We start from the raw sequence: 14,435 nt of genomic DNA on the forward strand, positions 1-14,435 counted from the left end.
TTAATAAATGCTAACTATTCAATGCTATGAAAATGTTAGAACCACTTGAACCAGAATTAAATAAGTTTTTTGGATCAGAGTCAGCAATGTCGTTAATACTTGTTGGAGCGGCCGGTACGGGTAAAACTACCTTCGCACTTCAGATTTTAGAATCTTTTAAGGATAAATATAAAGGCATCTATTTATCAACCAGAGTCGGTGATACAGCGCTATATCAACAGTTTTCATGGATAAAAGAGCTTGAAGAGAAGACTAAGATAATAGATGCTGGCAGGCTATTTTTGGATAGCTTAAAGATAGCAGAGCCAGAAATAGAACCAGAGCATGTAGAGGCTGCAAGAGCCCTAGTTAGAAATATATATAGAGAAGAGCCTAACAAAGTATCAAGGGTATTATACAACAAATATTTTAAAGATCTTAAGATCCCAGAGCTAAAGCGTATTTATAATGAGGTAGATAATAATCTTCCAGGCAGAACAATGATGGTGATTGATAGTATAGAAGGATTGGCAAGCAAATACCGAATCAATGAAGAAGATCTAGTATACACACTCGTAAAAGATCTAGTCGAGGGCGGGAATACAAACATCATATTTATTTTAGAAAAGGAGCGATCAGATAAGTTAGAGTATATAGCAGATGGTGTAATATTTTTGGAACAATATCTGTATGAAGGGCGCAGAATAAGGAGTTTATCTTTAGATAAATTGAGAGGGATCAGCACGAACTTTAAAAAATACTTATTTACTTTAAATGGAGGGAAATTCAAAATATTGGCTCCAAAAATAGTGTTTGACTTAAACAAACGTTTTACTACTCCGATCCCTCCAACAGATAGATATTTTAGCACCGGTGTTAAAGATCTGGATACTATTTTAGGTGGTGGTTTCAGTTTTGGCACTTTTAATTTGATAGAGATAGGCGAAAATGTGGGACAGGAACATCATTTTTTAACTATGCCAATTCTGTCCAACGTTGGCTTTTTAGATAGAGGTATAATGGTAGTTTTGGCACTTGGAACATCAATTGAAGAAGTTAGAAATAGGTATAGTATATATATGGGCAATAAGACGGTGGTAGATACACACGCAATTTTTATAGACTATTCCAAATCCAGCAGTGATAAAAAATATATAATTCCACTTGGTAGTGCTAGTAGGGAAACATCAATAAAATTGATACAGGAAGGAATAACCAATCTTAAGAAGTTTGGTTCTCCTTTGTTTTATTATTTGGCATTTGACACAATCGAAAGATATAGAGGGCCCGTGGCAATTCAAGAGGTAGTAAATTTCGTAAATAATATAATAGACAACAAAGACATTGGGATTGGATTATTGTTGCCAGGAAGTGAAATCAAAGATCAAATAGTGAACATGGCAAGCACGCATGTTAAGGTAGTTTCTATAAATAATACGCTATGTATATATGGAATAGAACCAAAGACAAATATGTATGCGATAGAATCAAACGATAAGGAATTTTACAAGTTTGTGCCTATACTCTAGTCCTGTTTTTTATTTCATCCGGATTAGTGGTAATGATATTGTTTTCAAAGTCAGTACTGTATATTCTAATTGGCACTTTTACAGATCCAGCAATTAAATAAGCTCTCGAATATCCTTGATACTTTGGATTGATGTTGCTAAGTATAAGTTCTTCCTCTTTATCGCTCAGTTTATAAAATGCCTTCATGTTCTGGGTGATCTGATTATGTTTAAACAGCACATGAAACACAGCATTCTGTGCTATTGTCCGTCCTTCTTCATACTCTAAAAAGTCATCCGCTTTCTGTGATATTAATATTACAGAGCATTTCCAGCGTCTGACATGTCTCACCAGCTGTTCTAATAGCATTGCTGCAGACTTATTTTTAAGCAACTTCCATACTTCGTCAATAACAAGTATCTTAGCCGAGTAATCTTTGGAGATCTGGTTGTAAAGATATTCTACGGTCAAAAGAACATAGAACATCAGAAGATCTTCATTTACATCTTTAATGTTAAAAACAGTAAAATTATTGTTTAAATTAATAGTTGTGTCGTTATTCAAATTTTTTAATGATCCTTCCAAAAAACTTGAAAATAAAATACTTAGTTTGCTTTCATTCAATAACTCAATAAAATCTTTAAATTTAGGGCTCTTACTTTCCTGATATAATCTATTAAGATAAACATCAAGTATTGCCAAATCATTTTTATCAAATTCAAATATTGAACTAAATAACAGTTTCAGCCTGGATATTTTGTTAGGAATTGTAGAATCAAAAAGATCGAAAGGATTAATTACTGTTTTACCAACATCTATCACTGTACCTTTCATGGCATTAGCAAGATCCACAAACTCATTCATCGGGTCTATTATGTAAATTTTTGTATCTGGATGATGCAACAATTCTCTCAATATCTGTGTTTTCACAAAATATGATTTGCCAAAACCTGTGGTGCCTGTAACAAGCATATGACTTGATGGAAAATACCATCGATTTATAAATATTGGGCTGTTATTTACATCGTTCATACCCCAAAAAATGCCATCTTTCATAGCAATCAGGTCTGTTAAAAATGGGAACATAGTTGCAAGTGCTTGTGACTGGATATATTTGTCATCTTTATAATTCCTGGTGCCAGAACTTAAAAATGCCAAAAATGCCTGTTTTTGTAAATATTTAGAGAATGCTGGTTTAAACAGAGATTTCTGTAACTTATTTTTTATAAAATCTGCATTTTTTCGCATATTTTTATAATCTTTTGCTATAGGATAGAATATTAAGGTTACTCTGTATACTGTTCCTTTACCAGATACTATATAATTTTGCAAACTTTTAGAACTTTCATACTTTAGCTTCAGATCCATATATCTAGCCCTGTTTTTTTGTCTTACATTCACCAATTCTGTTTCAATGGTTTCAGATTCGACTTCTAACATTGTTAATAATTTGTTAGAAGGAACATGCTCACAGGCTATCGAGATATTTGTTGGCATGTCTGCATTCACAAACTCTGAAAAAAATCCATAAACTAAGTTTTTTGGCCATTTTGCTATAATTAGTGGCTGGATAAAAAGGTCATGAAAAAGGTAATGGTCCTTTTCGAAAACAATCTTTTTATTTGTCAAAATCCTTTTTTGATATTTGTCATTTACCTCCACTTTTTCAAAGTCTACAATAAGAATAATACTAGTAATCGAACTGAAAAACCAGCAAGTGTGATAGGGATCCAGAATAATTATAAATATTATAAACAATAGTGCTGAAACAAATATCCATTTTTTAAGATTATAATTTCTGAGATAATATACAAAGTCTAATAATAATAGTAGCAAAGTAAGACCGAACATAGAACTGTTAAATAAAGTATATATTCCACTTAGAAAAGTTAGAATAAAGAATACCAGCCCCAGATTGTCTGAATTGATAAATTTCATAAGTTCTATACACCTTCATTTATAAGGCTATAAAAGTCCAAAATTTCAGAACCGTTAAGGATATTGCAATCGATTTTTATGTTTTTTAGTGCGTTTATTATCTGTTCAGCTCTGTTGTTCAATATAATACTTACTTTTTCTAATCGTTCATCTTTAGAAACAGTGCTGAGCTCTAAACTATTCTGCTTTAATATTATGTAATACTTATACAGCACTTGCTCTGTATATAATGACTTTACAAGTGTTATATATTGATTTCCTGCCTCTTCAAATTTTTCAGAAATATGTAGGTAATGGTCACAGTCAAATTTAGAAGCTATTATCTTTATATCAAAATCAAAGTCTATTCCGTTTAAGATATTTATAAACTCTAAATATACCTTTTTCTGTTCTTCTTCACTGTAGAATTTAAGATTTAAGCCAGTAGTTTCGATAATTAACAAGTATAAACCCCCCAAATAAACAATATTCTCTTTTATATCATAAATTTCTATAAGCTTTTTAAAATCATTGTCAATATATATTTTTTTACTGAATTTATATCTCAAATACTTAAAAAAATAAAGATCAGAATCTTCATTCTCTATTTTAAAATAAACAGCAAATACAGTAATTAAAGATAAAATTATAAGATAAATAGATAAAAAGATAGTCAAAACAGCAACTATCAATAAATATATTGCAATGCGCATCATCTGATTTAAATCGAAAGGTCCAATTATTGTTCTAACCCCTAACTTTTCAGGTATATCAACTGATCCGGCCATTAGTCTCTCCTCCATAGTTTTAAATTTTTACGGAAACTTCTTGAAATATTCTCTAATAGTTTTGAGCGATACAGAAAATACTTTTCTGGATCCATCTTCAACGATTAATCTGTCCCCTCCAACAGTGCCTATATTGTATATATCTAAACCATCCATAATTTTTAAGAATATTGTTTCATTTTTAGGTTCTACTTCAACGATCCATCTTGTGTTGCTTTCTGAAAAAAGTTTGAAATCAGTTCTCAATATTCCAAGAGGTTTTAAGTTAATCTTTGCCCCAATATTTCCGCCAATAGCCATTTCCGCAATTGCTATAGCTAGCCCGCCCTGCGAAATATCATGGGCGCTTCTGATCACTTTTTTATTCGATGCTACTAGCATCTTATCTATGCTATCTCTTAAATTTTTAAAATTGCTCTTTGGAATATTTGTACTTTTTATCTGCCTCAAGGCATAGTATTCACTGCCACCCATCTCTGCTTTTGTAGCACCTATAACATATAATAAATTTCCATCATCTTTTAGATCTGAGGTCAAACAATATTTTATATTTTCCACTATTCCAATAGCCATTATTGTAGGCGTGGGAACGATGGATACCCCAAAATTTGCATTGTACAAACTCACATTTCCTGAAACATAAGGAATCTTTAAAAATCTTGCAATATCCCCTAGCCCTCTTACTGACTCTTCCAGCTGCCCCATTACCACAGGATCTTCAGGATTGCCAAAATTTAAATTATCTGCAAAAGAATGTGGCCTGGCACCCACAGAAACCAAATTTCTGACTGCTTCATCTACTGCGGCTATACTTCCCCAGTATGGATCTAGCTCTGTAAGTCTTGGGTTAACATCGGTGGTAACAGCTAATCCTTTATTTGAGTGATCCAGCGGTTTTAATACTGCTGCATCTCCATGTGTTTCCATGCCAATTTTACCCTGCAGAGGCTTGATAACAGTTCTACCCTTTACTTCATGATCATACTGCCTGATTATAAACTCTTTACTTGCAATGTTGGAACTCGATAATAACTTAAGAAAAGAATCTTTATAGTTTGTTTCTGAAGGAAGCATTTCTACTTTTTCCTGCGCTGGATATTTTACAATAGAGGGCCTGCAGTATAAAGGCCCAGAAGTTAAAAAAACGAGATCCAAGTCTAAGATTTTGATGCTGCTATAATATATATTCAGTCTTTCAGAATCTATGGTTTTACCAATTACTGTCGCTTCAACATCCCATAAACTGAATATATCTAAGACCTTTTTTGTATTTTTCTCTGATACCGCCAACATCAATCTTTCCTGAGACTCACTTACCCATATCTCCCATGGAGCCATATTCGGTTCTTTTAAAGGAACTCGATCCAGATATACATTAGCACCAACACCCCCTGCTAAACACATCTCTCCTATTACAGAAGACAACCCGCCACCGCCGAGATCCTTCATTCCGGTGATCAATTTTTTACTATTTGCTTCCAGTACCGCTTTTATCAAGGGCTCTTTTATTATAGGATTACCTAACTGTACCGCAGTTTTTTCAGACTCACTTTTATTACTTAAAACTTTAGATGCAAAATTTACTCCATGTATTCCATCTCTGCCTGTTTTACCACCCACAAGTATTAGATTATACCCGACTTTATCTATCCTGCTTCTCACGATATCTGTTTTTTTTGCAATACCTATACACCCTACATTTACAAGAATGTTATTTAAAAAAGAGCTATGAAAATATGTCATTCCTCCGATAGTAGGTATTCCCACTCGGTTACCATAATCTCTTATTCCAGCTACAACTCCATTAAACAAATAGATTGGATGCTTCACTCCTTCTTTTAATTTTTCATACGGATAATCCAAGGGCCCAAAAAAGAGCGGATCTACCAGGGCAATTGGTTTTGCACCCATGTTTAAAACATCTCTGATTATTCCTCCAACGCCAGTAGCAGCTCCACCATATGGTTCTACAAAACTGGGGTGATTATGTGACTCCATCTTAAAAACGTACGCGTGTGTTTTATCAAATTCTACCACTGCCGCATCATCCTGTATAACTACTATGTTTTGAGGTGCATCAATACCAAAAATATATTTTTTAAGCAGGTTTTTTGAAGACTTATAACAACAATGTTCGCTCCATGCCTGTGCTATAGCCTGCAGCTCAACGTCTGTTGGGTCTCTCTCGAGATCTTTGAAATAGGTCCTCAGCCGATGCAATTCCTCGTAATTCAATCCTAGATTCATCAGCTCATTTAATCTTAATAGCTCTTCATCACTCAAAGATCTGATATGTATCTCGTAAATCTCAAACGGATAATCTAATTTCTTAAGCATATTCAATTATACTCTCTCAATACTTATTGAATAGTCATGTATTACAGGATTTGCTAATAATCTTTTACACATTTGTTCAGCATCTTTTTTTGCATCTGATACGTCATCATGATCTAATAATATTTCATACTCTTTATATACGCTAGTTTTTTTAACATTTTTAAAATTTAGAATATTTAATGTTTTTGTAATAGCTAATCCTTCTGGATCCTCTACTCCTTCTTTTAGTTTTATTGTTATGAGTAATTTTATCATCACAATAGTGGATTGCATTATAGTATTAATAATTTACAGATTCTATTTTTAATAGCATGGTTTATAAATAAGATTTATCCTTGCAGTCATGGTTATTCAAGCATAGATTCAAAAAGATTGATGTTTCATTAAATACCACTTATTGTATCAACAAAAGTTGATAAGGTCATAAAAACGAAAAATCAATAAACATCTTTGTATTCTTACAGTCGTATTAAAAAGTCTATAAATATGCGGAGGTTGCCGAGCTAGGTTAAAGGTGCAAGATTCAGGGTCTTGTCTCATAGGAGTTCGCCGGTTCAAATCCGGCCCTCCGCACTATATTTTTATAACAGTCTAAAAATTCAGGTAACTTAATATATAAAATACTAATACAGATATTTATGCCAAAAAAATGCCCATTTAATATAATCTTTACAAAAATCTATTACCGAATATCAAGAAGAGCAGGCAAGAAAATTTCAATTAAGACTTTAAAAGATAAATAACCTGATAATGCACTGGTCATAAAAGTAGTTATTTTATGATATTAATTTAATATTATTCAATATAATCAATAATTTTAATATACAGTATTTATTATCCCTCTGCTATCATGAACTCTACACTAAGAACTGTTGGATTATTCATAATGTTAACTTTGCTTTTCGTATTTGTAGGATATATTATAGGAAATTTATACGGTAATATTATAATTACCATGCTCTTATTTCTAGGAATATCCATCATCATAAATGTTTTCAGCTATTTTTATAGTTCTAAGTTAGTATTGTGGTCATATCATGCCAAAATAATTGACGAGCAAGATAATCCGAGGGTATTTAGGATTGTGAGAGATCTCTCTCTAAAAGCCAATATTACAATGCCTAAGATCGCCATCGTTTCCACAGACGTTCCTAACGCATTTGCAACAGGTAGAAATAAGAGTCATGCATTTGTTGTTGTAACATCTGGCATATTAAATATGTTAAATGACGATGAACTTGAAGGGGTTTTAGGTCATGAACTCGGGCATATTAAAAACAAGGACATGCTATTGATGACTGTTGCAGCGACTATTGTCGGTGCGCTGACAATCCTGTTCAGGGTATACTTTTTCGAATCATTATTTGGTGGAAATGGAAAAAAAGAAGGAAACAATATATTAGTGCTCGTAGTTTTAGCATTAGCCGGCATAGGTGCCACACTTTTACAGCTATCTATATCTAGGCAAAGAGAGTACAAAGCAGATTATACTGGCGCACAGTTATCTGGCAAACCTCTTGCACTAGCTTCAGCATTACGTAAAATAGAAGCCTCAGTTTCAAGGAAACCTTTGAAGAAAGGAAATCCAGCTACTGCCAGTATGTTCATAGTTAATCCGTTCAGAGGAGAACGATTTGTATCTATTTTTTCAACACATCCAAGTACAGCGTCTAGAATAGAGAAGTTAGTAGAATACTCTAAAAAAATTTAGATTAGGGTCATATCTTCAATCTCCACATCTCCAACTCCTTTGATACCCCTTATTATCTGCTCTAACTTATCAGATGCACCATCCTCATCTTTTGTTATTAGAGCGATATTTATTGCATTTAATCCATATGCAATAGGCCTTACTTGAACACCCCTTATCTTTACAACAGGTTCTAAAGTTTGAATGATTCTATTTTTTAGATCTTGAATATCATCCTCTACATTTTCAGGCATTATCTTGATTATTATTGATACATTTGCCATATTAAAGTCACACCTTTTCAAGGACCTACAAAGCCACAGTGAGGGCATGTGTAAGGCACACCCATTTCTCTGCAGTTTTTGCATCTCCCTATTTCTGCTTCTCCACAGTTTGGGCATTTAAATACAGTAGTTCCTTCGCCTACCAATCCTTTACCGCATGAAGTACAAAACTCAATACTCATTAAATTCACCTTTTTTATATAGAGAAATAATATTAATAATAAATACTTTTCTTAAATAAAAGAGCAATATCCTTTTTCATAAATTTTGTCTGATATTTATAGTCTTTCCGAAAATTGTTTAAACGTGGATAGTTATATGGGAGATGTGAATGAATTTTTAAGCAGAGCAAAATACATTGCTGAGCAGATAAAAAAAGAGAAAAAAGTGAAAGTTGTATCGCATATTGACGCAGATGGTATCTGTGCGGCAAGCATTGCTGTAAAAGCTTTACAGAATGCAAATATTGAATATGACGTTCAGTTCGTAAAACAGTTTGACAATGCTATCATTGAGAAATTGAAAAATGAAAACGCACCAATGGTCTGGATCACAGACTTGGGAAGTGGAAGCATCCATCTTCTTGGCGGTATAAATGCCGTAGTTACAGATCACCATGCGCCAAGTCAATTAAGCATTGAAGTTCCAAGAGAAAAAAGAAAAGACCTGAAAACATTTTTTGAAGAAATTGAACGGACTGAAATATTGCATTTAAACCCCCACTTATTTGGTAAAAACGGTGCAACTGACATAAGCGGAGCCGGAACAACATATCTTATTGCCAGAGAAATGGACAAAAAAAATGTAGAGATGTCTGCCATGGCTATAGTAGGGGCGGTGGGAGATCTACAAGATACTGTATATTCTCGTTTAACAGGAACAAATAGAATTATATTGAAAGAAGGGAAGGATCACGGATATATTGATTACTTTATTGATGCCAGGTTTTTTGGTAAAGAAACAAGACCTATATATAAGATGTTGCAGTACAGTATGGATCCAGTCATTCCAACAATATCCAATGATCAGAATGGAGCTATTCAGTTTTTAGAAAAATTAAACATACCTTTAAAAAATAATGAGAACTGGGTTCGTTGGATAGATATATCAATTGAAGATAAAAGAAAAGTTTTATCTGAATTAGCGATATTATTGTTAAAGATGGGGTATGGATCTTTAACAGTAGAGAGGTTGATAGGAGAAGTATATATTTTATCTAAAGAGAATTCAGGTACCCCGCTCAGGGATGCAAAAGAGTATGCTACCTTATTAAACTCATGCGGGAGGTATGACCAGGCAGAGATAGGTCTTAACGTTGCATTAGGAGATCGGGAGGAATACTACAAAAAAGCCATCACGTTGCTGAATAGGCACAGAAAGACAATAGTAGACAGTATAAATGTAGTAAAAGATGTAGGTATAGTAAAACTTGAAAAAGTACAATATTTTCATGCAGGCAATAACATACCAGAAACAGTAGTGGGAACTGTTGCATCAATGGCACTCTCTTCAGGCATTGCTGATCCTGACATCCCTATAATAGGATTTGCAGAGACAGATAACGGAATGATCAAAGTATCTGTAAGAGCTCCTAGAGGAATGGTAGATAGGGGTTTAGATCTTTCAGAGGTAATGAGCTATGCCGCAAAACAAGTAGGTGGTTATGGTGGTGGTCATAACGTTGCAGCAGGTGCATCTATTCCACGTGGTAGAGAAGAGGAATTCATCACTATTGTAAATATAAAAATAGGCAAAATGATTGAAAAAGTTAATTAATATTATTGATTTTAGAGATTTTATAGGGCCGGTAGATCAGCTGGTAGATCGTTTGCTTCGCAAGCAAAAGGCCTCGGGTTCAAATCCCGACCGGTCCATTTAGTAATTATTGGAATAATTTAAGTCTAGATTCTTTGAATATCTTAAAATGATTATCTAGAGTGTAAAAATTATAACAGTTATCGATTGCATATATTTTGACCACTTTTTATATACCATTCTACGTGGGCTTATCATTCCTTATAATTTGATATAGTCTTATCAATATATTATGTATTGAGTATACATCATGTCCTTTATTTGGAAGATAAAGAAACATTCAGGAACACAACTTGAAAAGGTAGAATCTATATTTGAGAATGGACAAACAAGGCAGAAGGTCTATTACTACATAGGAAAGTAGATTGAAGGAAAGCCTGTTTAGAGAATTGTATCAAAATCCGTCAGAGTGAAGCTTTGGGCGGATCATACGTATGCACCAAAATGTGTGCATGTTAACTTTTGGTGATTGTATGAACCTCGTGGAACGTTTCGTTATCATCCTCATTTCTTTCATTTCCCTGGGATTTTTTTATCAATACAATATTGGAACAAACAACTTACCACTTTATTCAATTTTCCTTAGAATTCTGTGGTTAGAACTAACGATTAGCTTATTAGTATATACCGTATTTAAAATGGACACGAAAAGATATCCATTCTTATTAGGCTTATTTACTTTTGGAGGTCTATGGTTTATTATTAAGCACAGAAATAAGCAAGTATGGTTTACTAAGCTAAGATAGAGCAAAATTCCTTTATAAGGCCCTTTGTCGAAAAGTGTGTAACTTGAATATAAGCCGTTTGATCCGATTTTTATTTGATTTTATGCTTGTCGGTAATATTTATATTGAAAACGATTTAAGCAATAAAACGCAGGTTTTATTTCAATTTCTTTGACATTTTCCGATACAAGAAAGTGTATGTAAAAATTTATATATAAAATAGTCATATTTATATTGTATGACTTGCAGTAATTGTTTTGATTCAAAGGGAAGGAAAATAACCAAGATAAGTGTACCACATACAGAGACCTATGAGCTCGGGAAAGCTAAAGCAACTGAGGGAGTTACTGTTGTGCAATTTAAGGAAGGCCCTGCGGCAATCCTCAACTGGAAATATATCATTGAGGGAGAAACTTCATCAAACGCTTCAATTACATACATAATACAACACAACGGGAAAACAATAACAAACAAGTTCAAGACAAAGTATGTTGACACTATCAGTGGCAAAAAAATTGTTCATGTTGAAGGAAGTGGGTTGAGCTCAGATGGCAAAGTTACTATCACAAACAAGAATGTTGCTCTTTCAAACGTGAAATCAGACCCAAACGCTATTGAATGCCTTATTTGCCACGCACTTGGAACTGTGCTTTGTACCATTCTTGCTGATGGAGTTTCAGAAGATTTGGCTTGTGAAGAAGCATCAGCTATTGTTTGCCTAGAATTCATTGAGGACCCTATAGTTTATGTTGTCTGTTTTGGGGTTGTGGCATCTATCTGCGATGTTGTTCTTCAGACAATAATAGATATCGGTGTCCATGTGGCTTGCGAATTAGGTGCTGATTATATATGTGAGAAAGCAACGGGGTGCTCTCTGTGATACATTTGAATAGCTATACTCACACATAAGAAGGTGTCTTTCTATGAGGTATAGGTTGGTTTATATAGGTTTAGGCATCGCAATTATGGTTGTTGACACCGTGTTCGCTCTCAGATACCCACGAATCTTAATTTACAGTTTCTTTGGATCTTATATTGGATTCTTTATACCATTTGGAATAGGTCTATCAACTTTCCTGTATGGTGTATTTAAGGCACGGGATTACGGAATAAACACTGCAATGGGGATTTTGGGCTCTGGAGGATTTACAAGGGTCCTGAGACAAAACAGAATACAAGGAACCAGAACATGGAAAACTGACCATGATATCCTCTCTGAACTTCCAGGTGCAGTAAAATCACCCGACGGAAAAACTGTAGAATACAGTAATCTCTTCATTAGAAAGCCCTATGGAACAACAAAATATTCAAGAAGACTTAACGAAGCCGCTAATAAATACCTAAATGGTGAATTGGATGATGAAGGCTTTTATAAGTACATCGGAAAGCACGGTTCAAAAGAGGAGCAGATGCTCGATTTCATTAAGAAATTTAAGAATGCTTATAAATGAAGTGGTAAAATGGTTAGATTTCATCCAGTAAACCGGACAATGACAATTGGTACGTTCATGTTTATCGTATCTTTGATCGTGCTGGCAATTGGTTCTATATCCCATACCAATGGAACAGTCTTAGCTTACTGTTTTCTGTACGGAGGTCTTGCTTTCCTAGTCTCCTTAATCTTGTTGACAATAGGCTTAATACTGGGGGCTAGAAGCGGAAAGTTGCAAAGGAGAGGCAGTGATATATTCCACAAAGAGAAGAAATAAAATGTTTGTTAAGCATGTTAGAATAGCTTGGTGATAAAATGAAAGATAAACTAGGTGAAGATGTTAGTCCTGTAAAGATAGGATTTTTCATTGCATTTGTAGTTGTACTTGCCTTTGGACTAATTTCTGTGTTTATATTGCATTCACATATACTTGCTTTCATTACAATTCCTTTGATTTTCATACTCTTCATCATAACGGTCATTTTTCAATATAAAGATGTAAAAAGTGGTGCTTATCAGAGAAAGATGGACAAACTCTGGCAGAACACAAAGGATAAATATTATAGGAAGTGAGAATTATGATAAACTCTGAAAAAATCCTTTTGAAAGCGGGTATTTATGCCCTTCTCGTATATTCTCTTATTTCTATAGTATCGTATTTTGCACTTTACTTTAGAAAAATAGGTAATTTTACAAACTTGCTGAATTCTGGTATCGATGTTTTGCTTTTCATTCCGCTGTATGTAATAATTTTAGTATTGTATTTCTCCTACATCAGGGTAATCGATAGAAATGGTCAACATGGAAAAACTCTGTGAAAGCTTAAAAGACGGAAACCTATAAACTCAAATAATAACCTGGAATTTCCATTAATGGATAAGAATCAGGTCTAAGTGTAATTCAAAATATTTTATTGCTTTATTTTAGGTAATAGATCCTTATTTTTAGTATCCCCTTAAAACTTTAATCAAATACCGACCGGTCCACACCATCCAGATCCACTAGTTTTTGTACTGTCAGAAAAAAGTTCGATTTTCTCACCTCGTTTATGGCGTCATCTCGAGATGGATGCAGATAGATCTGCGTACTAGACAGGTTTCTATGCCTAATAATAGAGCAACATAATAGACAGACAGTCCTTTTTTCAATAATTCTGTGGCATAGGTATGCCTGGCCATATGCAGGTGAAACTTGACCTCAGCTTTTAAGGATATACGTTCGCAGAGGCTTCTGAAATAGTCATACCTCATCTTTCCTATTTTTGTAGTGAAAAGATACTTTTTAGTAGTGTGTAATCTCACTTTCAGATACTCATCAATTGCATATCTGAATGCGACACACAACATAATGAAAAAAGCAATTTCCGAAGCATTTAGAGGCGGGATAGAGAGTATTGGGTTATACCCGCAAAATTTAAGCATCAAAGAGATTATAACTTTCAAAGATGGCTGTTAACATGGTTAACAAAAATCATAACCTGGTCATTGAGAAGACAGGAAAGCATAAAATTAATATTCTCAAAAAGGTTTAGGTCATTGTCAAGTAAACCTTTTTGATAGAAGGAAAGAAGATAGATATGACAGGTTGGTATTTTGATCATTCAAAAGGAAAGCAAGTATTTGGTTTGCAGCTAGTTAATTCTGTTTATTCGGAGGGCTATGGAATATATCCAATAATATTAACACCTTACAAAAAAAATAACAGCACAGAGAAATACAGATCAAAAATAGAGAATCAAAAAGATAACATCAAAAAGTGTTTAGATAACAATTTGAAATTTAGCACAGTAGTAATGGATAACTGGTATTTTAGTAATGATTCAGTGCAATATATAGAATCATTTAGGGAGAGCAGGGTTGCAGAGACGAAACTAAATCGATTAATTAACGTAGCTGATGAATTAGTAAAGAAGAGTATTTCAAATGCATATAAATCAACAATGGCGTTAAAAACATGAAA

The 14,435-nt window shown here is 33.7% G+C and carries 15 protein-coding genes and 2 tRNA genes; 11 read left to right on the forward strand and 6 right to left on the reverse strand.

The features are described 5' to 3' along the window. Nucleotides 1-26: 26 nt before the first annotated feature. Entirely contained in the window at nucleotides 27-1,508 is a 1,482-nt protein-coding gene (gene gvpD / locus QXQ25_00655) for a gas vesicle protein GvpD P-loop domain-containing protein (protein ID MEM0160219.1), read from the forward strand. Here gvpD and QXQ25_00660 read toward each other — a convergent pair. From QXQ25_00660 to purS, 4 genes are read right to left on the reverse strand one after another with little or no spacing between them, the layout of a single operon-like run. Continuing rightward, nucleotides 1,498-3,426, reverse strand: a complete 1,929-nt coding sequence (locus QXQ25_00660) for an ATP-binding protein (protein ID MEM0160220.1) — start codon at nucleotides 3,424-3,426, stop codon at nucleotides 1,498-1,500. The two genes, gvpD and QXQ25_00660, sit on opposite strands and share 11 nt — an antisense overlap. Nucleotides 3,427-3,431: 5 nt before the next feature. Then, complete coding sequence (locus QXQ25_00665; GenBank protein MEM0160221.1) at nucleotides 3,432-4,193, reverse strand: hypothetical protein; 762 nt, start codon at nucleotides 4,191-4,193, stop codon at nucleotides 3,432-3,434. Between the two features lie 27 nt (nucleotides 4,194-4,220). Next, a complete protein-coding gene (purL, locus tag QXQ25_00670) occupies nucleotides 4,221-6,530 on the reverse strand; it encodes a phosphoribosylformylglycinamidine synthase subunit PurL (protein MEM0160222.1) in 2,310 nt (769 codons plus the stop codon). Between the two features lie 6 nt (nucleotides 6,531-6,536). Further along, nucleotides 6,537-6,785 carry a phosphoribosylformylglycinamidine synthase subunit PurS gene (gene purS, locus QXQ25_00675; protein ID MEM0160223.1) on the reverse strand — a complete coding sequence of 83 codons (249 nt, stop codon included), beginning with the start codon at nucleotides 6,783-6,785 and terminating at the stop codon, nucleotides 6,537-6,539. Nucleotides 6,786-7,018: 233 nt separating this feature from the next. On the opposite strand from purS, the gene QXQ25_00680 reads away from it, so the two are divergent. Both QXQ25_00680 and QXQ25_00685 read left to right on the forward strand, forming a co-directional pair. Then, nucleotides 7,019-7,103 (forward strand) — tRNA-Leu (locus QXQ25_00680). Between the two features lie 277 nt (nucleotides 7,104-7,380). Further along, a complete protein-coding gene (locus tag QXQ25_00685; protein ID MEM0160224.1) occupies nucleotides 7,381-8,241 on the forward strand; it encodes a zinc metalloprotease HtpX in 861 nt (286 codons plus the stop codon). Here QXQ25_00685 and QXQ25_00690 read toward each other — a convergent pair. Beyond that, a complete protein-coding gene (locus tag QXQ25_00690; GenBank protein ID MEM0160225.1) occupies nucleotides 8,238-8,504 on the reverse strand; it encodes an elongation factor 1-beta in 267 nt (88 codons plus the stop codon). The genes QXQ25_00685 and QXQ25_00690 overlap by 4 nt on opposite strands. A gap of 17 nt (nucleotides 8,505-8,521) precedes the next feature. Further along, the gene (locus tag QXQ25_00695; GenBank protein ID MEM0160226.1) at nucleotides 8,522-8,686 is read right to left on the reverse strand and encodes a zinc finger domain-containing protein; all 165 of its coding nucleotides are present in this window, start codon (nucleotides 8,684-8,686) and stop codon (nucleotides 8,522-8,524) included. A 136-nt stretch (nucleotides 8,687-8,822) separates the two neighbouring features. Here QXQ25_00695 and QXQ25_00700 point away from each other — a divergent pair, with 136 nt between their 5' ends. The 8 genes from QXQ25_00700 to QXQ25_00735 all read left to right on the forward strand — a co-directional run bounded on the left by QXQ25_00700 (nucleotide 8,823) and on the right by QXQ25_00735 (nucleotide 14,433). Beyond that, a complete protein-coding gene (locus tag QXQ25_00700) occupies nucleotides 8,823-10,280 on the forward strand; it encodes a DHH family phosphoesterase (GenBank protein ID MEM0160227.1) in 1,458 nt (485 codons plus the stop codon). 25 nt (nucleotides 10,281-10,305) lie between these two features. Then, nucleotides 10,306-10,378: transfer RNA gene (locus tag QXQ25_00705), tRNA-Ala, on the forward strand. A 904-nt stretch (nucleotides 10,379-11,282) separates the two neighbouring features. After that, complete coding sequence (locus tag QXQ25_00710; protein MEM0160228.1) at nucleotides 11,283-11,924, forward strand: hypothetical protein; 642 nt, start codon at nucleotides 11,283-11,285, stop codon at nucleotides 11,922-11,924. A 43-nt stretch (nucleotides 11,925-11,967) separates the two neighbouring features. After that, nucleotides 11,968-12,495: a hypothetical protein gene (locus QXQ25_00715; protein MEM0160229.1), complete on the forward strand. Its 528-nt coding sequence runs from the start codon at nucleotides 11,968-11,970 to the stop codon at nucleotides 12,493-12,495. A 9-nt stretch (nucleotides 12,496-12,504) separates the two neighbouring features. Next, nucleotides 12,505-12,753 carry a hypothetical protein gene (locus QXQ25_00720; protein ID MEM0160230.1) on the forward strand — a complete coding sequence of 83 codons (249 nt, stop codon included), beginning with the start codon at nucleotides 12,505-12,507 and terminating at the stop codon, nucleotides 12,751-12,753. Between the two features lie 38 nt (nucleotides 12,754-12,791). After that, nucleotides 12,792-13,049, forward strand: a complete 258-nt coding sequence (locus tag QXQ25_00725) for a hypothetical protein (GenBank protein MEM0160231.1) — start codon at nucleotides 12,792-12,794, stop codon at nucleotides 13,047-13,049. A gap of 5 nt (nucleotides 13,050-13,054) precedes the next feature. Then, on the forward strand, nucleotides 13,055-13,294 hold the full coding sequence (locus tag QXQ25_00730) for a hypothetical protein (GenBank protein MEM0160232.1): 240 nt from the start codon (nucleotides 13,055-13,057) through the stop codon (nucleotides 13,292-13,294). A 734-nt stretch (nucleotides 13,295-14,028) separates the two neighbouring features. Continuing rightward, the gene (locus QXQ25_00735; GenBank protein ID MEM0160233.1) at nucleotides 14,029-14,433 is read left to right on the forward strand and encodes a hypothetical protein; all 405 of its coding nucleotides are present in this window, start codon (nucleotides 14,029-14,031) and stop codon (nucleotides 14,431-14,433) included. The last annotated feature ends 2 nt before the right edge of the window (nucleotides 14,434-14,435 follow it).

It is taken from the genome of Thermoplasmata archaeon, from assembly GCA_038729465.1.
Taxonomy (GTDB): domain Archaea; phylum Thermoplasmatota; class Thermoplasmata; order Thermoplasmatales; family ARK-15; genus JAVRLB01.